A 22,585-nucleotide genomic window follows, 5' to 3' on the forward strand; every position below is an offset into this window, starting at 1 on the left:
CTGTCACAATCATCGGTCGGCGAAGAGCACGAAGTGGACGAGCAGTGACGAGGTGAGGACGCTGGCCGAGGAAAGGGGTCCACGTTGTCTTTCCTGATCCGGGTGCAACTCCCGGACAGCCCCGGAACCCTCGGCGCCGTGGCGAGCGCCCTGGGTCTGGCCGGCGCGGACATACTCAGTGTGGACGTCGTCGAGCGCGGCAACGGCGTCGCGATCGACGATCTCGTGGTGGAGCTGCCGTCCGGCAGGCTCCCCGACACGCTCATCACGGCGGCCGAGAGCGTTGACGGTGTCGAAGTGGACGCGGTACGGCCGTACGCGGGGGTGCTCGACACCCACAGGGAGCTCGAACTCGTCGAGGAGATCGCGGCGCAGCCCGCGTCGGGGCTGGACCTGCTCGCCGACGGGGTGCCGAGGATCGTGCGGGCGGGATGGGCGCTCGTCGTGCGCCACGACGACGGCGACATCACCCGACTCGCGTCCTCGACGGCGGCGCCGGAGGCACCGTTGGGCGAACTGCCGTGGCTGCCTCTGGAGCGCGCGACGGTGCTCGACGCCGAGGAGCCGTGGGTGCCGCGGATGTGGCGTGACCTCGGCACCGAACTCGCCGCGACACCGGTCGGCAAACCCGACCGCGCTCTGCTGGTCGGCAGGCCGGGCGGCCCGATGTTCCGCGCCGCCGAGGTGGCGCGCCTCGCGCACCTCGCGGGCATCGTGGCGGTGGTCCTGGACAGCTGACACCGTGTCCGCACCTGATGCACGCGTGTTGGCACCCTGCGTATGTGTGTTGGCAGCTTGTGCACACGTATCGGCACTTAGTGCACACGTGTCCGCACCCTGCGACCGCATGCCAGCACCCTGCGTACTGTGTCCGCTCTCTGCGAGCACAGGTCAGCACAGGGCGGACACGGTCAGAGTTCCTTGGTGAACGCCACCAGCGGAAGTCCCGAGGGTGTGTGCCAGTCGCGAGAGGGAACGCGCTCGAAGCCGAGGCGTTCGTAAAGGCGGTGCGCCGCTGTCATCGTGTCGAGGCTGCACAGCACCATGCGCTTCGCGCCACGATCGGCGGCCAACTCCATCGCCGCCCGCGTCAACGCCTCCCCCACACCGCGCCCCCTGGCGTGCTCGGGCACGGCGACCATGCGCAACTCCGCCTCGCCCTCACCGCACATCTCGGCCAGCGCGGAACCTGCCTCGGCCACGGTGGCCGTGCCCACCAGCTCGTCGGCGCCATCGACGGCAACGAGAAGGTGGGCGTGCTCGGCGCGCCGCGCGGCGTCGCGCAGCGACCGCGTGTACACCTGGCCGTCGGGGTCGTCGAGATAGCCGTTCACCCGGTACGCGGCAACGGTCATCTCACCCACTTCGGTGATCTCCTCCGGCCGCGCCACGCGCACGACGATGTCAGTCATATCTTTCCCGTTTCCTCTCGACGTCGGACACACATGCCACACCTGCGAGCACATGTGCAAGAAGTGCCAACACACGTGCACAAGGTGCGGACACGCGTGCAGGAAGTGCGGACACGGCGTCAGTCCGGTGGGTTCTCCGCCACCTCGCGCGCGGCCTCGGGACCGTCGTCGAGCAGCACGCGGAAGCCGTCTTCGTTCAGCACAGGCACCTTGAGCTGAATCGCCTTGTCGTACTTCGAGCCCGGCGCGTCGCCCACCACGACGAACGCCGTCTTCTTCGACACAGAGCCCGCGGCCTTGCCCCCGCGAACCATGATCGCTTCCTTCGCCTCGTCGCGGGAGAACTCGTTGAGCGAGCCCGTGACGACGATCGACAGACCTTCGAGGTGACGAGGGACAGAGGTGTCGCGCTCGGCCTCCATGCGCACCCCGGCACGACGCCACTTCTCCACGATCTCGCGATGCCAGTCGATCGCGAACCACTCCCGCACGGCATGCGCGATGGTGGGGCCGACGCCGTCAACGTCGGCGAGGCGTTGCTCGTCGGCGGCGTCGATGGCATCGACCGATCCGAACTCGCGCGCGAGCGCCTGCGCCGCCGTCGGGCCCACATGCCGGATCGACAACCCGACCAGCACCTTCCACAACGGACGGTCCTTCGCCGAGTCGAGGTTGTCGAGCAGCCGCCTGCCGTTGGCCGACAGCGCGCCGGCCTTGGTGACGAACAGATCGACCCGCGACAGCTTCTCCTCGTCGAGATCGAACACGTCACCCTCGTCCGTGATCACACCGGACTGGAGCAACGCACCCGCGGCCTCGTACCCGAGCACCTCGATGTCGAACGCACCCCGGCCGGCGAGGTGGAACAGCCGTTCCCGCAGTTGAGCGGGACACGACCGCGCGTTCGGGCACCGGATATCGACGTCGCCTTCCTTCTCGTACCGCAGCGGGGTGCCGCATTCGGGGCAGTGGGTGGGCATGACGAACTCGCGTTCCGACCCGGTGCGCACGTCCACGACGGGGCCGAGAACCTCGGGAATCACGTCGCCTGCCTTGCGGATCACCACGCGGTCGCCGATGAGGACGCCCTTGCGTTTGACCTCCTCCGCGTTGTGCAGTGTCGCCATCGCGACTGTGGAACCGGCGACTTTCACCGGCTCCATGACGGCGTACGGCGTGACCCTGCCCGTGCGGCCGACGTTGACCCGGATGTCGAGCAGCGTCGTGTTGGCTTCTTCGGGCGGGTACTTGTAGGCGATGGCCCAGCGGGGAGCCCGCGACGTCGCGCCGAGCCTCCGTTGCAGCGCCACGTCGTCCACCTTGATGACGACGCCGTCGATCTCGTAGGAGGCGTCGTGCCGGTGCTCTCCCCAGTAGCGGATGTGCTCGACGAGCCCCTCTGGCGAGTCGATCACCTTGCTGTACTCGGACACGGGCAGCCCCCACGCCGCCAGCGCGTCGTACGCCTCCGACTGGCGCACCGGGTCGAACCCCGAGCGCCTGCCGAGGCCGTGGCAGATCAGCCGGAGCGGCCTTGTGCGGGTGACCTTGGGGTCCTTCTGCCTCAGCGAACCGGCGGCGGCGTTGCGCGGGTTGGCGAACGGCGACCTGCCCGCGGCCACGAGCTGGGCGTTGAGGTCGGCGAACTCCTCGACCCGGAAATACACCTCGCCGCGCACCTCGACGAGGTCTGGCACGTCGAACCCGGCCGTGGCCGTCAGCGTGTCCGGCACGTCCTGCAACGTCCGGACGTTGAGTGTGACGTCTTCCCCTGTCCGGCCGTCGCCCCTGGTGAGCGCTCGGGTGAGCCTGCCCTTCTCGTACAGGAGGTTGACGGCCAGGCCGTCCACCTTGAGTTCGCAGAGATACCGGGTGCCCCCGCCGATCTCCCTCTCGACCCGCTCGATCCAGGCCATGAGCTCGTCGAGGTCGAACGCGTTGTCGAGGCTCAGCATGCGTTCGAGGTGGTCGTAGGCGTTGAACTCCGTGGAGAACATGCCGCCGACCTGCTGGGTGGGCGAGTCGGGCGTGACGAGCGCGGGATGCTCGGCCTCAAGGCTCTCCAGCTCGCGCAGCTTCCGGTCGAACTCGGCGTCGGAGATCGTGGGCGCGTCCAGCACGTAGTACCGGAACTGGTGGCCCCGGACTTCGTCCGCCAGCGCGGTGTGCCGCTCCCGCACCTCGACGGGCACGTCCTTGATGTCCTCGATATCGGCGCCGCCCACGGCCTCCCGGGCGCTGCCCTCGACCGAGCCGGCCTCGGCCAGCTCGTCGCTCGCCGCCAGGTCCTCAGTGCTCACAGCAGAGCAGCCTAGTGCGCCTCTCCGACATTTCCGGCCAGGCCGAGCACCAGGTCGCGCAGTTCACCGAGGGTGACGGTGCGCTGCGGTGGCGCCACCGCGGTCTCGACGCGGCGCAGGCGCTCGCCCGCGAGCCGCTCACCGAGCGCGGCGTCCAGCGGCAGGAACGTCATCGCGGTGCGTTCGGCCTCCCCGAGCTCGGCGAAGACAGGGTGATGCACGGCGACATCGACGACGCCCTCCGCCGCGTCCACCTGAGCCACCACCCGCACGTCCCCCAGCGCGATGCGGTGCGAGCCCAGATTGACCGTCACACCGGCGGGATCGGGCACCGGCGGCACGGAGTCGTGGAACTCCCAGATGGCGTCGTCAGGCGGGGCCGCTGCCTTCCAGGCGTCGGTGTACGGGCGCAGCACAGGGTCCTCCCTCCCGCTGACCACGAGCGCGTAGAGGGACCGTGTTCCGCGTTCGAGCGAGAACTGGAGATCGGGATGCACTGCGGCCACGGCGTCGCACAGCAACGTCTCCGCCGCCCTCGGATTATCCTCTCCGAGCGCGGCGCTGAGTTCGGGGAGCACGTCGTGCCAGTGGCGCCAGAACTCCCGCGCGGCCGCGTCCGGATCCTCGGGCGCGGGACGTTCGGGCCACGGGGTCCGTGGATCGACGGCAGGCTCGCCGATACCGCCGTGCCGGGCTCGCGGACGACGACGAAACGGTCGCATGCCTGCCACTACTACCAGCCCTCGACGGGCTCGACGAACGCTTTGCCCAGATCCCTCGCCAGGGAAAGGGCTCGCCGCACCCAGTCGTTGTCGGCCGAAGCCAGCCCGCAGGTGGGCGTGGGGACGGCGCGCTCGGCGAGGGTCTCCCGCGCGAACCCCAGCCGGTCCACCAGGTCGAAGGCCGGTCGCGCCAGCTCCTTCAGCTTTAGCCGCGCCTCGCCCTCCACGCTCGGCACCAGCCCCAGCAGGAACGTCACACCGGCGTCCCACGCCTCGCCGATCTCGTCGAGGAGTGCGCCGGGAGCGCCACGGAGCAGGGTCGCGTCGAGCGAGATCGCGTCGGCGCCCGAGGCGTGCAGCAGGCCGACGGGCGGGCGGCGGGCGCAGCAGTGCAGGACGACAGGGCAACCCGTGGCGGCCCTGGCCGCTTCGACGACGGTGCCGAGCAGCTCACGGGCCCTGGGTTCGGGAACGGCGGCCACCGTGCCGTAGCCGGAGGGGGTGGACAGCGCACCGGCGAGCACGGAAGGCAGCGTCGGCTCGTCCAGTTGCACCACGACGCGAGCCCCTGTGCGGTCGGCCAGTTCGGTGACGTGCGCGGCCAGTCCCTCCACGAGCGAGTCGGTGAAGTCCCTCAGCGCTCCCTCGTCGGTCAGCACCCGGTGTCCCCGTGGCAGCTCGACCCCGGCCGCCAGTGTCCACGGACCCGCCACCTGGGTCTTCACAACGGAGGGGCGGCTGCGCTCGGCTGCCTCGGTGACGGCGTCGGTGTCCCAGCGCAGCAGATCCACCGCCCTGCGGTGGTCCCGTCCCGGTCTCGCGGTGACCCGGTATCCCGACGGCACCACCTCGACGGCGAGGTCCACGAGCAACGCCGCCGCGCGGCCGATCACATCGGCGCCGACCCCGCGTGCGGGCAGCTCGGGCAGGTGCGGGAACTCCGGCAGCTCACCGAACACGACGGCGGCAGCCTCGGCGGCGTCGATACCCGGCATCGACCCCACGCCGGTCGCCGCGCCCCTCGGCCAGAACCGTTGCGTCTCACCACTGCTCACAGCACCGATTGTGCCGCCGCGCCCACCCGCCGCCACCTCCGGGGCGGCCTCCGTTCACCACGCGGAACACCGGCTTCGGCCCGGCGTTACGGTGCCGTACCGTCGGAGGTGCTCGCATGGTCGATCAGGTACGCCGAAAGGGAGGTGAGACGCATGAGAGTGGCACTGGCGCAGACCGACTGCCGGCTCGGCGACGTGGAGGGAAACCTCGCCGATGCCGAGCGGATCGTCAAGGACGCGGCGGCTCAGGACGCCGACCTTGTCGTGTTCCCCGAACTGTCTCTCACCGGGTACGCGCTGGGGCAGCTCGCCGACGACATCTCGCTGTGGCCGGACGACCCGCGTCTCGCCACCTTGTCGAAGCACGGGCCGGACGTGGTGATCGGCCTTCTCGAGGACGGGCGCATCCGAAGGCACAACTCGGCGCTGTACCTCTCAGGGGGCAGGCTTGTGCACAACCACCGCAAGCTCTACCTGCCGAACTACCTGATCTGGGAGGAACGCAAGCATGCCAATCCCGGCCAGTACATGCGGGCGTTCGACACGGAGTACGGCCGGTTCGCCACGCTGATCTGCAACGACGCCTGGCAGCCGATGTTGCCGTGGCTGGCGGCGCAGGACGGCGCTGAGCTGCTCATCGTCCCTGCCAACAGCGCGGCGAAACTGACGGGTGGTTCGTTCGATCCCGCGGAGTACTGGCACGACCTGCTCACGTTCACAGCCCGCATGCAGCAGTGCTGGGTGGTGTTCGTCAACCGGGTCGGCGACGAGGCTGGAGTGCGGTTCTGGGGCGGCTCGCGCGTGCTCGACCCGTGGGGTTCGGCCGTGGCGACGGCTCCCAACTGGGAGGAGTCGCTCACGGTGATCGATGTGGACCTCGGCGCGGTTCGGCGGCGCAGGCGGGAGATCCCGCTCCTCGCCGACGCGCGCATGGGCCTGCTGCGCCGGGAGCTGGAGCGGCTGATGCTCGAAAGCGGCGACGACTGACACGGCGGCGACCATGACCGGACACCGGCTGAGCGCCCGCTCAGTGAGCTGGGTCTCACTCGCCTCCACGTGCGGCACCGCAACTGGTCTCATCACCGGATGCGACCGCTCGACGACGGCTCACGGGACTGGATGGAACCGGGGATCTACTCCGTCGCACCAGGCGTGTACCGGGTGCCCCTGCCCATGCCGGGCAACGGCCTGCGGGCGGTCAACGCCTATGTGCTCGCCGACGGCGACTCGCTGACGCTGATCGACTCCGGTTGGGCACTGGACGACGCTGAGGTCCGGCTGGAATCGGCGCTGGCGGCCATCGGGGCATCCCCTTCGGACATCCGTCGATTTCTGATCACGCACGTCCACCGTGACCACTACTCGCTCGCCGTGGCGATGCGCCGCGAGCACGGCACGCCTGTCGCGCTCGGGTCCGGCGAGCGTGCGGCTCTCGCCGCCGTGTCACAGCCGGGTCGCGTCCCCCTGGCCGATCAGCTCCCCCTGCTCGGGAAGGCGGGCGCCGCGCCCGTGGTGGACGCGCTCGTCGCCGCGTTCGGCTCCCTTCCCCCGCAGGATTGGAGCCTGTGGGAGCGGCCGGACCACTGGCTGACGCCGGGAGAGATCCGCACGCCCGGCGGCAGGCACCTCGACGTCGTCCACACGCCGGGCCACACGGCAGGACACGTGGTGTTCGACGACTCCGCCGAGGGACTGCTGTTCACCGGCGACCACGTGCTGCCGCACATCACGCCGTCGGTGGGCCTGCATGCCGCACCCGGGCCACTCCCGCTGCGCGACTACCTCGCCTCACTACGGCTGCTGCTGTCGAGGCCCGACCGGCGGGTGCTGCCGGCTCACGGTCCCGTCTCGCCCAGCGTCCACGCCAGGGTGGAGGAGCTGCTGTGCCACCACGAACGCCGGTTCGACGAGATCGCCGACCTCGTGGCCGGTGGCGCGCACACCGCCTACGACGTGGCTCGCCGCCTGCGGTGGACGCGCCGCGAGCGCACACTCGGCGACCTCGACCCCTTCCATCAGGCACTCGCGGTGCTGGAGGTCGCCGCCCACCTCGACGTGCTCGCGGCGCGGGAGGAACTGCTCGCCACCGACGACGCCGAGGGTGGCCGGGAACCGGTTCGCCGCTTCACGCTCGCCTGACCACTGTGGACTGATCTCGTCACGCCAGTGGCCGTGACCAGCGGGCGAACACGTCCGCGAGCTGACCGCGGGTTCACGTGCCCCGCGCCCTCCAGCGGCACGGCGGAGGGCGCGCCGGCTCACCCTGCGGTGAGTTGTTGCCTCAATTCCCGCTTGAGGATCTTGCCGGAGGCGTTGCGGGGCAGATCGTCGGCGAAGTGGATCGCCTTGGGGACCTTGAAGCCCGACAGCGATGACTTGGCGTGGGCGAGGAGCTCGTCGGCGCTCACCTCGCCCTTGGGCACGACGACAGCGGTGATCGCTTCGATCCACCGATCGTCGGGCAGTCCCACGACGGCGACCTCGGCCACCCCGGGATGTGTGTAGAGGGCGTCCTCCACCTCCCGCGACGCCACGAGCACACCACCGGTATTGATCACGTCCTTGATGCGATCGACGACGTAGAAGTAGCCCTCCTCATCAACTCTCACGAGGTCGCCGGAGTGGAACCAGCCGTCGCGGAACGCCTCCTCCGTCTCCTCCGGCTTGTTCCAGTAGCCCGTCGCGAGCTGCGGCGACCGGTACACGACCTCGCCCTGCTCGCCCGGCGCGACCTCGTTGCCGTCCGGATCGACCACGCGCGCCTCGACGAACAACACCGGCCTTCCCGCCGAGTCGGGTCGCTCGTCGTGTTCCTCCGGCCGCAGCACCGTGGCGAGCGGCGCGATCTCCGACTGCCCGAAGCAGTTGTAGAAACCGAGCCCCGGCAACGCCTCGCGCAACCGGTTCAGCACCGGAACCGGCATGATCGACGCGCCGTAGTACGCCTTGCGCAGCGTCGAGAGGTCGCGGCGGTCGAAGTCGGCGTGGTTGGACAGCGCCACCCACAGCGTGGGCGCGGCGAAGAACGCGCCGTGCCGGTCCGCCTCGATCCTGCGGAGGATCTCCGTGGGATCGGGGGTCTCCAGCACCGTGTTGGTGGCGCCGACGGCCAGCCACGGAACGAGGAACACGTGCAGTTGAGCACTGTGATAAAGCGGCATCACGTGCAGGGGTGCGTCGTCGGCCGTGAGGTCGAGGTTCACGACACAGGACAGGTATTCGTGCACCAGCGCCCTGTGGGTCATCATGGCGCCCTTGGGCCGGGCCGTGGTACCCGAGGTGTAGAGGAGCTGGACGAGGTCGGTGTCGGCCACCGCCACGTCCAGCGCAGGGATCTCGCCGGTCGTCGCGGCGTCGAGCAGGCTGCCTTCGGCGTCGCGCAGGGGCACGAGCCGGCCGGGCCGCGCGGCGCTCGTGGTCACGTTGGGAGCGAGAGCCGGATCGGCGAGGACGGCCCGGCTGCCCGACTGCTCCAGCAGGTAGGACAGCTCGTCGCCGGTGAGGTTGTAGTTCACGGGCACGTGCACGAGGCCCGCTCTCGCGCAGGCGAGAAAACCGATGAGGAAGGCATCGGAGTTGCGACCGTAGGCGGCGACGCGGTCGCCGTGCTCCAGCCCCAGCGACAGCAGATGCGCGGCGGCTCGGGTCACGGCGGAGTCGAGTTCCTCGTACGTCCACTCTCGACTGCCGAACCGGAGGGCGATCCTGCCGGGATGGCGCGCGGCGCTACGGCGCAGGATGTCGGCAACGGTGCTGGAGCGGACAGGCGTCATCGGCGTCCTCCGGTCGGGCAAGTCGTGTGCCCGCCATTACACGTGACGCAGCCGTGGATGTCGAGAGGCGATCGAGAGGGCCACGAGCAGAGCAGCGGCCACCGCAGCGGCGAGCACGGGGCCGGGCAACCACGCCAGCGCCGCCACAGCCGCCACGGTGGCGACGGCAACGAGGCGGCTCCGGGCGAACCAGGCGAGCGCGACACCGCCCACGAGCAGGACAGCGGCGCCCTCGGGCACCACAGCCGAGGCACCGAGGAACGCGAGTGCGGCGGCAAGCCCCACGCACACCGCCACGGCGAGCGCGTGTCCACGCCCGCTCCCCACGCGCGCCCAGCCTCCCGCCAGCACGGTGAGGCCGAACAGCAGTGCGGGCGCGGTGAGCCCGGTGTCGCCGCCTGTGACGTCAGCGGCGACGAACACGACGCCGAGCACGAACCCGAGCGGGACGACGATCCCCACCGCCGCGGTTCGCCGCCACGACCACGACCCGCGATACCAGGCGAGGATCAGCGACCAGCACACGACGGTCGCGAACAACCAGTACTCGTCCATGGCCCCGTACGCGCTCTCCGGTGTGACGGCGACCGCCGAAGCGGTGTCCGGATAGCCGGTGCCGACGAGTTCACCCTCTCCCAGGCGATGGCCGGACGGCACACGGGCCGTGGCGAACAGCTTCTCGATCAGGGTTGCCGCCACGCTGCCGAGAACCAGGACAGCCAGTGCCACCAGCGGGAACCACACGCCACGGCGCTTGTCGGAGGCAGTGGTCGAAGAGATCACCAGCGGAACCAGAACGCGAGACCGATGACGAAGAGCAGCAACGGGAGGAAGGAACAGATGACGCCGGCGGTGGCCATTCCGTTGCCCACACCGGACCGGTTGTCCTGCGCGCCGCCGACGGAGGACAGCGCGATCCCGACCACCGCGGCGGGGAGCGAGACGAATCCCATCGGAGGAATGACGAGCGAGAGTAGCAGGAATGCGATGGCCACAAGCCCGAGGATCATGCCCGCGACGGAAAGGCCGGACGGCTTCTGGGCCTGCGGAGCAAAGGGATGGCCGGGGTAACCGGGATAGCCGTATCCGGGAGCAGGAGGTTGCTGCCACTGCTGGGGATGCTGCTGTGGCTGCTGCCACTGCTGAGCCGGGTACGGCCATTGCCCGCTGTTGGCTACCTGGTGCGGCTGCGTCACGATTCCCCCTGTGTTGGTCCGCGGTGTGCCGGTCTCGATGATCTCGCACGGAGATCGCGGGGGCTGACACTCCCGACATTACGTGACGCACGTTGACCGGATCGTGACATGCCGGGGTTTGAACTGTCCGGGCGAAGCATTCGTCACCGCCGGACGCGGATCTCCTCGGTCCCCTTCAGCTCACCCGGACCACGCACCACCGAGAACCTGCCGAGCGCGAAGGTCTTCTGCTTCGTGTCGCACAACATCAGGTGCACGGGTGTCTCCCCTGTGCGCTGTCAGCGCGGAGTGCGTTGCCGAGGTCGCTCATGGACACATCGGGCAATCCCCGAGGCGGGACGACCACTCACGCCGTAGCGGCGATCTTCGCGCTGCCGAGCACCACATCACCGGCCCCGGCGTCCGGCCGGTACAGCACCACGACCTGCCCCGGCGCGACCCCGCGCAACTGTTCGCGCAGCTCGACGACCACCCTGCCGTCCACGACCTCGGCCACCGCGGGGGCGGTGCTGCCGTGGGCGCGCACCTGCGCGACGCACTCCGTCGGGCCGTCCAGTGGGGTCTCGCTCGGCCAGATCGGCCGGTCGGCCTCGATGCGGCTCACCGCGAGATCACGCGACGAACCGACCTTCACGGTTCCGGACACGGGCTCGAGTGACAGGACGTACCGTGGCCTTCCGTCCGGCGCGGGCGCGTCGATGCCGAGGCCCTTGCGCTGCCCGATCGTGAATCCGTGCACGCCCGTATGCCTACCAAGCACGGCTCCCGTCTCCGCGTCAACGAGGTCGCCGGGGCGCTGGCCGAGCCGCTTCTCGAGGAACGACTTCGTGTCGCCGTCCGGGATAAAACAGATGTCATGGCTGTCCGGCTTGCGCGCCACGGGAAGCCCTCGCTCCGCCGCCTCAGCGCGCACGTCCGGCTTCACGGAGTCACCGAGTGGGAACATCGCGTGCCGCAACTGCTCGGGCGTCAGCGACGCGAGCACGTAGGACTGGTCCTTGCCCTCGTCGGCGCTGCGCCGCAACTCAGGAACACCATCCACAACGGACAGTCGTGCGTAGTGACCTGTGCAGACGGCGTCGAAGCCGAGCGCGATCGCCTTCTCCAGCAGCGCCTCGAACTTGATCTTCTCGTTGCAGGTCACGCACGGGTTGGGCGTGCGGCCTGCCGCGTACTCGCCGACGAAGGTCTCCACGACCTCCTCGGTGAACCGCTCGGCGAAGTCCCACACGTAGAAAGGGATACCGAGGATGTCGGCGGCGCGCCTCGCGTCGTGGGCGTCCTCGATGGTGCAGCAGCCACGCGAACCCGTGCGCAGCGTTCCCGGTTTGGCCGACAGCGCCAGGTGCACGCCGACCACGTCGTGGCCCGCCTCGACGGCCCTCGCGGCGGCGACCGCCGAGTCCACTCCCCCGCTCATCGCGGCCAGTACCCGCACCGCCTACACCTCCTGTTCGCTTCGCATCCGGCGCATCCCGGACAGTCCGGCCTGCCGTGCCCTCGCCACCACGCCGCCGATCTCGGCCGCCAGCGCGTCCACGTCGGCCTGGGTTGACGTGTGTCCCAGCGAGAACCGCAACGAACTGCGCGCCGACGCCGCGTCCGCGCCCATCGCGAGCAGCACGTGGCTCGGTTCGGCCACTCCCGCCGTGCACGCCGAGCCGGTGGAGCACTCGATGCCCTTCGCATCGAGCAGCATCAGCAGGCTGTCACCCGCACACCCGGGGAAAGTCAGGTGCACCACACCAGGCAGCCGGTCGGCCGCGTCCTGAGGGGGGCCGTTCAGCACGACGTCACCGACCTCGGCGCGGACGGCGGCGATGAGCTCGTCGCGGAGCTTGACCAGCCGCGCGGCGTGCTCCTGCCTGTGCTCGACGGCCGCCCTCACGGCGGTGGCCAGCGCGTGAATGCCGGGAACGTCCAGCGTTCCCGAACGCACCTCGCGCTCCTGACCTCCGCCGTGGAGCAACGGTGTGCAGGGCACGTCACGTCGCAGCAACAACGCTCCGACCCCGTAGGGGCCACCGAGTTTGTGCCCGGTGAGCGTGAGGGCGGCGGCGCCGCTCGCGGCGAAGTCCACCTCGACGGCCCCCACCGCCTGCACGGCGTCGGTGTGCAGGGGCACCCCGTACTCGGTGCACACGGCGGCGAGTTCCGGGATCGGGTTGACGGTGCCGACCTCGTTATTGGCCCACATCACCGTGGCCATTGCCACGGATTCCGGATCCTCCTCGACGGCGGCGCGCAGCGTCTCGGGCCTCAGGCGGCCGTGCTGATCGACCGCAAGCCAGGTGACGTCGGCGCCCTCATGATCGGAGAGCCACTGCACGGCGTCGAGCACGGCGTGGTGTTCGACGGCACTCGCCAGCACCCTGTTGCGTCGCGGATCGGCCTGGCGACGCGCCCAGAACAAGCCCTTGACGGCGAGGTTGTCGCTCTCGGTGCCGCCCGCGGTGAAGATCACTTCCGAAGGGCGGGCGCCGACGGCCGCGGCGATGGTTTCCCTTGCCTCCTCGACCACCCTGCGGGCTCGCCGCCCCGACGAATGCAGCGACGAGGCGTTGCCCAGCGTGGACAGCGCATCGGTCATGGCCGCGAGGGCCTCGGGCACCATCGGCGTGGTGGCCGCGTGGTCGAGGTACGTCATCGCTTCCCAGGGTAGTCGCGGTCGCCGAACCGGCGATGACCGCACTGCTCACGGCTGCGAAGGCTCGACCGCCTTCGCTCCGAGTCCCCTTCGTGCCAGCAGGACGCCGAGGACGGCGATCGCGGCAAGTGCCGAGGCGAGCGCGGTGATGCCGGCCGAAGGGTCGGCCGCACCGCCCGCGAGAGCGAGCAGCACCCCGCCCGCGCCGATCGCGAGTGCCGAGCTGATCCAGTCGCCGAGCTGCATGGCCGAGGTGTTGAACCCGCGTTCGGCTTCCGGCGAAAGGCGCAGCAGCAGTACCGAGATCGAGGGCAGCCCGATACCCATTCCCGCACCTCCGAACGCCGCCGCGGCGAACGCCACCCACGCAGGCGCATCGCCCCAGGCGAGGACAGCGAACAACGCGAGCCCCACGGCCACGAACGCGAACCCGGCGCGCAGCAGTGCTTCCCTGCTCCACCCGAGGTAGCGGCCCTGGACGGCCGACGCGGCCGTCCAACTCAGCGCGCTCACGGTCAGCGGCAGCCCGGCCAGCGCGGCGTTGTAACCGTGCACCTCGGACATGATCAGCGGCAGGTATGCCTCCATGCCGGCGAACGCCCCACCGATCAGTGCTCGGCTGGCCACCACGGTCGGCAGCCCCGGCCTGCCCCGCAGTGTCCCCTCGGGCAGCAGCCTCCGCAGGGCCACCGCGACCACGCCGAGCGCGGGCACACCGTAGGCGAGGGCGACAGGGGAAGGGTGTTGCGCGGCCCAGGTCAGGGCAGCGACCGCGAGTGCGGCGGCCACGGCCGACGGGATTCCGGCCCTGCGCACCGAGGGGTCGGCGACATGGGCAGGCAGCCTGCGGACCACCGGCAGGAGCAGCCCGATTCCCAGCAGCATGAAGGGGACGAGCCCGAGGAACACCCACCGCCAGCCGACGGTCTCGGTCACCAGTCCCGCGATCGATGGCCCGACGACCGCGGGAATGACCCATGCCGCCGCGTTGGCCGCGTAGATCACCGGCCGGTCCCTGTCGTCGTAGGTGAGCGCGATGAGCACCGACGTCGCCACCATGAGCGCACCCGTCCCGAAGCCCTGGAGCGCCCTTCCCGCGAGCAGCACACCCATGGTCGGCGCGAGCCCCGCCGCGACCAGACCGGCGAGGAAGATCCACGGAGCGACCAGCAGCGACGGTGCGGGGCCGCGGCGATCGCACACCCTGCCGGACAGCACCGTGGCGGCGACGCTCGCGACGAGGAAGGTGGTGAACGGCCATGAGTACAGGTCGCCGCCGTCGAGGTCGGCCACCATGACAGGCGTCGCGGTGGCCACACCCATGCTCTCGAACGCCAGCAAAGTGATGACCAGCAGCAGTCCCGCCGTCGTCAGCCGGTGCTCCGGGGTCCAGAGCACGCCGCGTCGCCGCGGTTGGGTGTGTGTCATGGCCGCAAGCCTGCAACCTCCAGCGTGGTCGATTTCCAGAGGAATGTGACGCAGAATGTGCCGGGTGGTGAGAGCGATCGACTGGGACAGCGGCGCCGTGGTGATCATCGACCAGACCCTGTTACCGGGCCGGTTCTCCACCGTCCGGCTCGAGACGGTGGACGAGCTGATCGGGGCCATCCGGCGGCTCGCGGTGCGCGGGGCCCCCGCACTGGGCGCGGCAGGCGCCCTCGGGGTGGCTCTGGCGGCAGGCAGGCACGGCACGGAAACGCCGGAGGCACTCGCGACCGTGCGGGCCGAGGCAGGGCGCCTTGCGAGGGCCCGGCCCACGGCGGTGAACCTGCGTCACGGCGTCGAACGCGCGCTCGCCGTGCTGGAGCACGGTCCCGAGGCCGTTCTCGCCGACGCGCTGGCGATGCTCGACACCGACGAGCGGATCAACCGCGCCGCCTCGCGGCACGCCGCCGACCTCCTGCTGCGGCTGTGTCCCGGACGCAGGCTGAGGGTGCTCACCCACTGCAACACCGGGCGGCTGGCCACGGTCGCGTGGGGCACCGCGCTCGGCGCGATCCGTCACCTCCACGCGGAGGGGAGGCTTGAGGTCGTCCTCGCCGACGAGACGAGGCCCCTGTTGCAGGGGTCGCGGCTCACCGCGTGGGAGCTGGCTGACGAGGGCATCCCGTACCGCGTGCTTCCCGACTCGGCCGCTGCCTCGGCGATGGCGCGCGGCATGGTGGACTGCGTGGTGGTGGGAGCCGACCGGATCGCCGCGAACGGCGACACGGCGAACAAGATCGGCACCTACGGCCTCGCCGTGGTCGCGGCGCGCCACGACCTCCCTTTCGTCGTCGTCGCCACCGAATCCACTGTGGACAGATCCGTGCCCGACGGCGCCGGGATCGTCGTGGAGGAACGCGCTCCGGAGGAGATCACCCACTTCGCGGGTACGCGCGTCGCACCGGAGGGCACCGCCGTGTTCAACCCCGCCTTCGACGTCACCCCGGTTGCCCTCGTGACGGCCGTCGTCACCGAGAACGGCGTTCTGGCCGAGGGCAGGGGGCAAACTCCGTAAACCGGTCGATCACTCCTCCCCGCTGGGATAGCGTGCCGGGGCGTGACCACCCCTCCGCTGCGTTCCGTGCTCGCCGACCTCTCGCTGGATCACCACCCGACAACGCGCTTCACCAGCGGCTCGCTGCCCGTCCACGCCGTCGGCGACGACCTCGTGCTGAAGTTCTATCCAGCCGAGGACGCCGACGAGGCCCAGGTCGAGGCGGCGGTACTCGGCGCACTGGAAGGCCGCCTCTCCGTCACGACACCCCGGCTGGAGGCCATCGGCACGGCTGGCGGCTGGCACTACACGCTCATGCGCCGCGTGCCCGGTCTCGGCCTCGACACGGTGTGGGACACGCTCTCCCCCACCGAACGCCGCACGCTGTGTGCCGACGTGGGCGAGGTGACGGCCGAACTGCACGCCGTCGGTGACCGGCCTGCCGCCCTCGACCAGGACTGGAGCGAGTTCGTCCGTGGCAGGCGGGAGGCCGCCGCCGGCCATCACCGCAGGCAGGGGCTGGCCCCGGAGTGGCTCGACCTGATCCCCGCGTTCCTCGACGACGTGGACCTCTCCACCGTGTCGCCGGTTCTCCTTCACACGGAACTGCTGCACGAACACGTGCTGGTCCGGCACGACGGGAAGCGGTGGGCGGTCTCGGGCCTCATCGACTTCGAACCGGTGATGACCGGCGCGCCCGAGTACGAGTTCGTGGCGGCGTCGGTGTATCTCGCGGAGGGTGATCCCGCGGGGTGGCGCGGGTTCCTGCGCGGATACGGATACCAGGCGCATCCCGGTGAGGCGTTCGCCCGCCGCTGCCTGGCGTACACGGTGCTGCACCGGTACTCGTCGCTGCGCAGGTACCTGGAGTGGATGCCGCTGCCCGCGAAACCGTCTCTCGACGAACTGGCCGTCCTCTGGTTCGGCTGACGCGGGGCGGGAGGTTCGTGGCCGCTCTCGCCCCGCGTCAGATCCAGAACACACTGGAATTGACAATCGTTTTCATTTACGCTGGGGCGCGTGACCGAAAGGAGGCTCGGCTGATGGCCGTTCCCAAACGCAGGAAGTCCAGAGCGAACACGCGCTCGCGGCGGGCACGCTGGACGGCGTCCGCTCCCGAACTGGTGCCCATCGTGGTCAACGGTGAGCGAATGCTCGTACCACGCCGCCTCGTGCGGCACTTCCACCGCGAGGAGGGCCGGTGAACAGGGCGGGAGAGGTGTTCGACGCCGCCCGTGCCGACTTCCTCCGCTGGTCGAATCGGCTGTGGCGCCCGCTCGGCGAGGTGCTGGTCTCGGTGGCCCGCCCGAGCACAGGTGATCGAGTTCTCGACGCTTGCTGCGGTGCGGGCGCCTCCGCACTGCCTGCCGCGCACGCTGTGGGGCCGACCGGCGCGGTGGACGCCGTGGACCTCGCCGCGGCACTCGTTGCCGAGGGTGCGCGCGAGGCCACGGAGGCGGGGCTGTCCCACCTTCGGTTCCATGTCGCCGACGTCCGCTCCTGGCCGTCGCGGACCGCCGCCGAACCGTACGACGTGGTGCAGTGCGGGTACGGCGTCTTCTTCCTCCCCGACCTCGACGCCGACGCCAAGGCACTGTGCGAGCGCCTGCGCCCCGGCGGTCGCTTCGCCGTGAGCACGTGGCTTTCCGGAGGCATGGAACGAATCGTTCCCGTCGGGCGCGCCGCGGCGGCCCCGGAACGCCCTGACCTCGCTGGGGAAGGCCCGCGCGGCCCGAGCGCGCGCCTCGACACAGAGGCGAGACTGCACTCGTGGCTGGACTCTCTCGGGCTCGTGGACATCCAGATTCGCCCTGTGGAGTTCCGCATCCCGCTGCATCCCGACGACGCATGGTCGTTCTACCTCGGCGCGGCCATGCGCGCCTTCGTCGAGGGACTGCCACAGGACGCGCTCGACCGGACCAGAGCGCGATTCACGGACGGGCTGCGGCGAGCCGGGATCGACATGCTCGACGCGAGCAGTCTCATCGGGGTGGGCCATATGCCGGCATGACCCCGGCCGGGGTCCGGAGCGAGGCACTCTCACGCCTGTGCGGACATGGGAAGATGAGCGGATGCGGCAGATCGACACCGACCGGAACCTCGCCAGGACGATCCTCGACGAACTGCGGGGAGCGATCGTCAGCGGGGAACTCGTTCCGGGCACGCTGTACTCGGTGCATGATTTGGCCGCCCGGCTCGGCGTCTCGCGAACCCCCGTGCGGGAGGCGCTGATCCAGCTCGCCGAACGCGGCATGGTGCGGTTCGAACGCAACCGGGGCATTCGCGTGTTGCAGACCTCGCTGCACGACCTGGAGGAGGTCTTCGCGATCCGGTTGCTGCTGGAGGTTCCCGCCACGTTCCGCGCCACGAGCCAGGCTCCGCCGGGGTTCGTGACCGAACTCCGCGCTCATCTCGACGCGATGCGCGCGGCTGCCGAAGAGGGCGACGAGTTCGTGTTCACGACGGCCGATCGGGCGTTCCACGAGACCATCAACATGGCATCGGGAAACCTGCGGCTGGCCCGTTACGTCGATTCCCTTCGCGACATGGTCTTCCTGCGCGGAACATCCACTGTGGACACGAGCAGGGGGCTTGCCGACATCCTCGCCGAGCACGAGGCCATCGCCGAGGGTGTCGAGAAGGGCAGTCCCGCCGAGGCCGCGGAGGCCATGCGGCAACACCTGCTCACCACAGCGCGCCTCATCGTCGCCCAGGAATCGGCCGAGTCCGGAGAACCGGTTCCCCCTGTGTCCTACGAATGGACGAAACTCTCCGGCTGATCCGGAGACCGGTGCTCTCTCGCCCCGGGAAGGCTCTTGACCGAGTGGCATGCTACATGCCACTCTCGCCCTCTCACTCGCTCGCTGGGGAGGGCCCGATGACCGCGTACCTGCACGAAACCGTGTTCACGTGGGGTGCGACGCCCCTGAAGTTCGGCGCTGGAGCGGCCGACGAGATCGGGCACGACCTCGCACAGCAGGGCGCGAAGCGGGTACTGATCGTCACCGACCCAGGAGTCGCGGCCACCGGTGTTCCCGAGCGCGTCGCGGAGGCCGCTCGCGCGGGCGGGCTCACCGCCGAGATCTACGACGGCGTGCGGGTCGAGCCCACCGATGTCAGCGTGCTCCACGCCGTCGAGTTCGCCCGGCAGTCGGTGTGGGACGGTTTCGTCGGTGTCGGAGGCGGGTCGGCCATCGACACCGCGAAGGCCGTCAACCTGCTCACCACCCATCCCGCCGACCTGCTCGACTACGTCAACAAGCCCATCGGGTCGGCCAAAGCTCCGCCGGGGCCGCTCAAGCCGCTCGTCGCCGTGCCCACCACCGCCGGTACCGGGTCGGAGACAACGCCGGTGTGCATCATGGATTTCCTCGACCTGAAGGTGAAGTCCGGCATCAGCCACCCGGCCCTGCGGCCGAGCATGGCCGTCGTCGATCCGCTGCTGACGCTGTCCCTGCCGCCAAGAGTCACCGCGGCCTGCGGTATGGACGTCCTCTGCCACGCCCTCGAGTCCTACACGGCACGACCGTTCCACTCGTTTCCCCGGCACACCCCGGCCACCCGGGTCGCCTACAACGGCGCGAACCCGATCTCCGACGCCTGGACCGAGAAGGCGCTGCACCTGCTCGCGAGGTCGTTCCGCAAAGCGGTCCTCAACGGCGGTGACCTCGACGCGCGTACCGACATGATGCTCGCCGCCACGTTCGCGGGTATGGGCTTCGGCAACGCGGGAGTCCACATACCCCACGCGTGCGCGTACCCCATCGCGGGACGCGTGCGGGACTACCGCCCCGGCGACTACCCGCAGGACGAGCCACTGGTGCCTCACGGCGAGTCGGTGGCGCTGACCGCCCCCGCCGCGTTCCGGTTCACCTTCCCCACCGACCCCGCGAAGCACCTGCACGCCGCGCGCGTCCTCGCGCCCTCCGCGCCCGAGCAGCGCGATCCGCGCGAGCAGTTGCCGTCGGCTCTGACCTCGCTCATGCTCGACATCGGCCTCCCCAACGGGCTGGCCGGTGTCGGTTACACGACCTCGGACGTGCCGTCGCTCGTGGACGGTGCGCTCAAGCAGCAGCGGCTGCTGGCCGTCGCGCCGAGGACGGTGCGCGACACCGACCTGGAAGCCATCCTCGCCGACTCGCTGGAGAACTGGTGACCGCCGTGACCTCACTGGCCGACGCCCTCGCCCGCGCCGTGTCGGGAGAGGTGGACGCGAGCACCGGCGCACGGGCCATGTTCGGCATGGACGCGTCCAACTACCGGCACGTCCCCTCGGTGGTCGTGTTCCCCCGCACCGCCGACGACGTGGCGGCCGCCCTTCGCGTGGCCCGCGATCACGGCGTGTCCGTGACGGCGCGGGGCGCGGGCACCGGCATCGGGGGGCAGGCACTCGGTGAGGGCGTGGTGCTCGACTACAGCCGCCATCTCGACAGGGTCATCGACATCGACCCCGAACGCCGCACCGCGCGCGTGCAGCCCGGTGTCGTGCTGGACAGGCTCCGCGAGGCCGCCGCCCGGCACGGGCTGACCTTCGGCCCCGATCCCTCCACCCACAGCCGCTGCACACTCGGCGGGATGCTCGGCAACGATGCGTGCGGGCCGCATTCGGTGGCGTGGGGCCGCACCGCCGACAACGTCGTGTCGCTGGAGGTGATCACGGGCGACGGCGCTCGGCTCTCCGTCGGCCCCGGCGACCGCGTCACAGGAGAGCCATCGGCGAGAGCCTCGGAAATCCGTGAGTCGCTGCGCGATCTCGCACAGGGCAATCTCGCCGTGCTGCGCACCGGCTTCCCCTCACTGCCGCGACGCGTGTCCGGATACGCGCTCGACAACCTCCTGCCGGAGAACGGCACCGACATCGCGAGGGCACTGGTCGGCACCGAGGGCACGTGTGTGTTGCTGACGGAGGCCACCGTGCGGCTTGTCCCCTCACCTCGCGCGAGGGTTCTCGTGGTGGCCGGGTTCGCCGACGACATCGCCGCAGCCGACGCCGTTCCCCAGGTGCTGCCGCATCAGCCGCTCACCGTGGAGGGGATGGGCGCCGACCTCGTGGAGATCCTTCTCGTTCGGGGGCCCCGCCCCGCGGCACTCGACGCGCTGCCCGCCGGGCGCGGCTGGCTGTTCGTGGAGGTGGGTGGCGACGATCCCGGCGAAGCACGACGGAACGCGGAGGACCTGGCAGCGGCGCTGGCCCGCGAAACGGGTGCCGCCACGTCCGTGACCACCGACCCCGCGCGGCAGAGGCAACTGTGGGCGATCCGTGAGTCCGCGGCGGGCATCGCCACTCGCATGGCCGACGGCTCCGAGGCGTGGCCGGGATGGGAGGACGCCGCCGTGCCACCGGAACGGCTCGGCTCCTACCTGAGGTCGTTCCGGCAACTGCTCGACTCGTATGGGCTGCGCGGCATCCCGTACGGGCACTTCGGCGAAGGCTGCGTGCACATTCGCATCGATTTCGACCTGCTCACCGACGACGGCGTGGCGACGTTCCGCCGGTTCCTCGCCGACGCCGCCAATCTCGTCGTCGCCCACGGTGGGTCGCTGTCCGGCGAGCACGGCGACGGGCAGGCAAGGGCCGAACTGCTGCCCCGGATGTATTCGCCGGAGATGATCCGGCTGTTCGAGGTGTTCAAGGCCGTGTGGGATCCGGACGGGGTGCTGAACCCCGGCAACCTCGTGCGACCCCGCCCGCTCGACGCCGACCTCCGGTTCTCCGGCCCCCGCACGAATCTTCCGATCACGCTGCGCTACCCGCACGACGGCGGCAGCCTCGCCACGGCAGCACGGCGCTGTGTCGGGGTGGGCAAGTGCGTGGACACCACCACCGGTGTCATGTGCCCGAGCTACATGGTGACCCGCCGCGAGGAGCATTCGACCCGGGGGCGGGCGCGGCTGCTGTTCGAGATGCTGCGCGGTGAGGTCGTCACCAGCGGCTGGGACTCCGAGGAGGTCCGCGACGCGCTCGATCTCTGCCTCGCGTGCAAGGGCTGCCTTTCCGACTGCCCTGTCAACGTGGACATGGCCGCGTACAAGGCGGAGTTCCTGCATCACCATTACGCGGGAAGACCGCGTCCCGCGAGCCACTACTCGCTGGGTTTCCTCCCGGTGTGGGCGAGGCTGGCCGCCCTCGCGCCCTGCCTCGTCAACGGAATCCTGCGGTCTCCCACGGTGTCCTCGCTGGTGAAACGGCTCGGCGGTATCGCAGCGCAGCGGGAGTTGCCCGCGTTCGCCCGCACGACGTTGCGGCGGGCGTGGCGCCACAAACCCCGCCGCAACACCGGAATCCGGCCGAAGGTCGTGCTCTGGCCCGACACCTTCACCGATCACTTCGCGCCCGAGATCGGGGTCGCGGCCACCCGCGTACTGGAACACGTCGGCTTCGACGTGACGCTTCCCCGGTCGCCGGTGTGCTGCGGCCTCACCTGGATCTCCACGGGCCAACTCGGCATCGCCCGCCGGGTGCTGAGCCGCACCCTCGATGTCCTGAGGGAGGACATCGACGCCGGAACACCGATCGTGGGGCTCGAACCGAGTTGTCTCGCCGTGCTGCGCCACGACGTGCACGATCTGCTCGACACCCCGCCCGTCCCCGCGCTGACTCTCGCCGAGTTCCTCGACAGGCACGCCCCCGACGCTCCGTTCGAGGCACTCGACGCGCACGCGGTGACCCAGCGGCACTGCCACCAGCACGCGGTGCTCGGGCATGACGCCGACGAGAAACTGTTACGCAGGGCCGGAATCCACAACCGCACGCTCGATTCGGGCTGCTGTGGACTGGCAGGGAACTTCGGTGTGGAGCGCGGGCACTACGACGTGTCGGTCGCGGCGGCCAACCGCGTGCTCGTGCCGGAGATCGACGCGGCCGGCCCCGAGGTGCTCGTGCTCGCCGATGGATTCAGCTGCCGTACCCAGATCGCCGACCTCACGGGGCGCCGTTCACTGCACCTGGCTCAGGTGCTCGACCGTGCTCGCCCAGGGCGGACGCCCTGATCGCGGTCACG

The 22,585-nt window shown here is 70.4% G+C and carries 20 protein-coding genes; 10 read left to right on the forward strand and 10 right to left on the reverse strand.

The window, feature by feature from the left end; all coding sequences use genetic code 11:
- The first annotated feature begins 84 nt into the window (after positions 1–84).
- The gene (locus tag SACXIDRAFT_RS05375) at positions 85–738 is read left to right on the forward strand and encodes an ACT domain-containing protein (protein WP_006237479.1); all 654 of its coding nucleotides are present in this window, start codon (positions 85–87) and stop codon (positions 736–738) included.
- Between the two features lie 173 nt (positions 739–911).
- On the opposite strand, the gene SACXIDRAFT_RS05380 is transcribed toward SACXIDRAFT_RS05375, so the two are convergent.
- The 4 genes from SACXIDRAFT_RS05380 to SACXIDRAFT_RS05395 form a co-directional block, all read right to left on the reverse strand.
- Complete coding sequence (locus SACXIDRAFT_RS05380) at positions 912–1,412, reverse strand: GNAT family N-acetyltransferase (RefSeq protein ID WP_006237480.1); 501 nt, start codon at positions 1,410–1,412, stop codon at positions 912–914.
- A gap of 119 nt (positions 1,413–1,531) precedes the next feature.
- A complete protein-coding gene (gene ligA, locus SACXIDRAFT_RS05385) occupies positions 1,532–3,712 on the reverse strand; it encodes an NAD-dependent DNA ligase LigA (protein WP_006237481.1) in 2,181 nt (726 codons plus the stop codon).
- Between the two features lie 11 nt (positions 3,713–3,723).
- A complete protein-coding gene (locus tag SACXIDRAFT_RS05390) occupies positions 3,724–4,434 on the reverse strand; it encodes a hypothetical protein (protein ID WP_198284300.1) in 711 nt (236 codons plus the stop codon).
- 11 nt (positions 4,435–4,445) lie between these two features.
- Positions 4,446–5,489: a methionine synthase gene (locus SACXIDRAFT_RS05395; protein WP_040922477.1), complete on the reverse strand. Its 1,044-nt coding sequence runs from the start codon at positions 5,487–5,489 to the stop codon at positions 4,446–4,448.
- A gap of 153 nt (positions 5,490–5,642) precedes the next feature.
- Here SACXIDRAFT_RS05395 and SACXIDRAFT_RS05400 point away from each other — a divergent pair, with 153 nt between their 5' ends.
- Both SACXIDRAFT_RS05400 and SACXIDRAFT_RS05405 read left to right on the forward strand, forming a co-directional pair.
- Positions 5,643–6,476, forward strand: a complete 834-nt coding sequence (locus SACXIDRAFT_RS05400) for a nitrilase-related carbon-nitrogen hydrolase (protein WP_006237485.1) — start codon at positions 5,643–5,645, stop codon at positions 6,474–6,476.
- A gap of 99 nt (positions 6,477–6,575) precedes the next feature.
- The gene (locus tag SACXIDRAFT_RS05405; protein WP_006237486.1) at positions 6,576–7,628 is read left to right on the forward strand and encodes an MBL fold metallo-hydrolase; all 1,053 of its coding nucleotides are present in this window, start codon (positions 6,576–6,578) and stop codon (positions 7,626–7,628) included.
- Between the two features lie 119 nt (positions 7,629–7,747).
- On the opposite strand, the gene SACXIDRAFT_RS05410 is transcribed toward SACXIDRAFT_RS05405, so the two are convergent.
- The 6 genes from SACXIDRAFT_RS05410 to SACXIDRAFT_RS05435 all read right to left on the reverse strand — a co-directional run bounded on the left by SACXIDRAFT_RS05410 (position 7,748) and on the right by SACXIDRAFT_RS05435 (position 14,533).
- A complete protein-coding gene (locus tag SACXIDRAFT_RS05410) occupies positions 7,748–9,262 on the reverse strand; it encodes an acyl-CoA synthetase (protein WP_006237487.1) in 1,515 nt (504 codons plus the stop codon).
- A gap of 36 nt (positions 9,263–9,298) precedes the next feature.
- Entirely contained in the window at positions 9,299–10,045 is a 747-nt protein-coding gene (locus tag SACXIDRAFT_RS05415; protein ID WP_006237488.1) for a hypothetical protein, read from the reverse strand.
- Positions 10,042–10,458: a hypothetical protein gene (locus SACXIDRAFT_RS23000; RefSeq protein ID WP_006237489.1), complete on the reverse strand. Its 417-nt coding sequence runs from the start codon at positions 10,456–10,458 to the stop codon at positions 10,042–10,044. Before SACXIDRAFT_RS23000 ends, SACXIDRAFT_RS05415 begins: the two co-directional genes overlap by 4 nt.
- A 346-nt stretch (positions 10,459–10,804) precedes the next feature.
- Positions 10,805–11,896, reverse strand: a complete 1,092-nt coding sequence (gene mnmA, locus SACXIDRAFT_RS05425) for a tRNA 2-thiouridine(34) synthase MnmA (RefSeq protein WP_006237492.1) — start codon at positions 11,894–11,896, stop codon at positions 10,805–10,807.
- Positions 11,897–11,899: 3 nt separating this feature from the next.
- Complete coding sequence (locus tag SACXIDRAFT_RS05430; protein WP_006237493.1) at positions 11,900–13,105, reverse strand: cysteine desulfurase family protein; 1,206 nt, start codon at positions 13,103–13,105, stop codon at positions 11,900–11,902.
- A 48-nt stretch (positions 13,106–13,153) separates the two neighbouring features.
- Positions 13,154–14,533: an MFS transporter gene (locus SACXIDRAFT_RS05435; RefSeq protein ID WP_006237494.1), complete on the reverse strand. Its 1,380-nt coding sequence runs from the start codon at positions 14,531–14,533 to the stop codon at positions 13,154–13,156.
- Positions 14,534–14,588: 55 nt separating this feature from the next.
- On the opposite strand from SACXIDRAFT_RS05435, the gene mtnA reads away from it, so the two are divergent.
- The 7 genes from mtnA (at position 14,589) to SACXIDRAFT_RS05470 (ending at position 22,574) form a co-directional block, all read left to right on the forward strand.
- On the forward strand, positions 14,589–15,605 hold the full coding sequence (gene mtnA / locus SACXIDRAFT_RS05440) for an S-methyl-5-thioribose-1-phosphate isomerase (protein WP_006237495.1): 1,017 nt from the start codon (positions 14,589–14,591) through the stop codon (positions 15,603–15,605).
- 42 nt (positions 15,606–15,647) lie between these two features.
- Positions 15,648–16,514 (forward strand): phosphotransferase family protein, encoded by an 867-nt coding sequence (locus SACXIDRAFT_RS05445; RefSeq protein WP_006237496.1) that lies wholly within the window; start codon positions 15,648–15,650, stop codon positions 16,512–16,514.
- A 113-nt stretch (positions 16,515–16,627) separates the two neighbouring features.
- A complete protein-coding gene (rpmF, locus tag SACXIDRAFT_RS05450) occupies positions 16,628–16,789 on the forward strand; it encodes a 50S ribosomal protein L32 (RefSeq protein WP_006237497.1) in 162 nt (53 codons plus the stop codon).
- Complete coding sequence (locus tag SACXIDRAFT_RS05455; protein WP_006237498.1) at positions 16,786–17,595, forward strand: class I SAM-dependent methyltransferase; 810 nt, start codon at positions 16,786–16,788, stop codon at positions 17,593–17,595. The genes rpmF and SACXIDRAFT_RS05455 overlap by 4 nt, the downstream gene beginning before the upstream one ends.
- Positions 17,596–17,656: 61 nt before the next feature.
- Entirely contained in the window at positions 17,657–18,364 is a 708-nt protein-coding gene (locus tag SACXIDRAFT_RS05460) for a GntR family transcriptional regulator (protein ID WP_006237499.1), read from the forward strand.
- A gap of 98 nt (positions 18,365–18,462) precedes the next feature.
- Entirely contained in the window at positions 18,463–19,740 is a 1,278-nt protein-coding gene (locus SACXIDRAFT_RS05465) for a hydroxyacid-oxoacid transhydrogenase (protein WP_006237500.1), read from the forward strand.
- On the forward strand, positions 19,737–22,574 hold the full coding sequence (locus SACXIDRAFT_RS05470; RefSeq protein WP_006237501.1) for an FAD-binding and (Fe-S)-binding domain-containing protein: 2,838 nt from the start codon (positions 19,737–19,739) through the stop codon (positions 22,572–22,574). The genes SACXIDRAFT_RS05465 and SACXIDRAFT_RS05470 overlap by 4 nt, the downstream gene beginning before the upstream one ends.
- Positions 22,575–22,585: the final 11 nt, after the last annotated feature.

This window comes from Saccharomonospora xinjiangensis XJ-54 (genome assembly GCF_000258175.1).
Taxonomy (GTDB): domain Bacteria; phylum Actinomycetota; class Actinomycetes; order Mycobacteriales; family Pseudonocardiaceae; genus Saccharomonospora; species Saccharomonospora xinjiangensis.

Excerpts from the sequence above, each read along its gene's own strand:
- mtnA (WP_006237495.1), top strand. The coding sequence starts at position 14,589 with ATGTGCCGGGTGGTGAGAGCGATCGACTGGGACAGCGGCGCCGTGGTG.
- SACXIDRAFT_RS05390 (WP_198284300.1), bottom strand. The coding sequence starts at position 4,434 with ATGCGACCGTTTCGTCGTCGTCCGCGAGCCCGGCACGGCGGTATCGGC.
- SACXIDRAFT_RS05410 (WP_006237487.1), bottom strand. The coding sequence starts at position 9,262 with ATGACGCCTGTCCGCTCCAGCACCGTTGCCGACATCCTGCGCCGTAGC.
- SACXIDRAFT_RS05400 (WP_006237485.1), top strand. The coding sequence starts at position 5,643 with ATGAGAGTGGCACTGGCGCAGACCGACTGCCGGCTCGGCGACGTGGAG.
- SACXIDRAFT_RS05430 (WP_006237493.1), bottom strand. The coding sequence starts at position 13,105 with ATGACGTACCTCGACCACGCGGCCACCACGCCGATGGTGCCCGAGGCC.
- SACXIDRAFT_RS05460 (WP_006237499.1), top strand. The coding sequence starts at position 17,657 with ATGCGGCAGATCGACACCGACCGGAACCTCGCCAGGACGATCCTCGAC.
- SACXIDRAFT_RS05465 (WP_006237500.1), top strand. The coding sequence starts at position 18,463 with ATGACCGCGTACCTGCACGAAACCGTGTTCACGTGGGGTGCGACGCCC.
- SACXIDRAFT_RS05405 (WP_006237486.1), top strand. The coding sequence starts at position 6,576 with ATGCGACCGCTCGACGACGGCTCACGGGACTGGATGGAACCGGGGATC.
- SACXIDRAFT_RS05435 (WP_006237494.1), bottom strand. The coding sequence starts at position 14,533 with ATGACACACACCCAACCGCGGCGACGCGGCGTGCTCTGGACCCCGGAG.
- SACXIDRAFT_RS05380 (WP_006237480.1), bottom strand. The coding sequence starts at position 1,412 with ATGACTGACATCGTCGTGCGCGTGGCGCGGCCGGAGGAGATCACCGAA.
- rpmF (WP_006237497.1), top strand. The coding sequence starts at position 16,628 with ATGGCCGTTCCCAAACGCAGGAAGTCCAGAGCGAACACGCGCTCGCGG.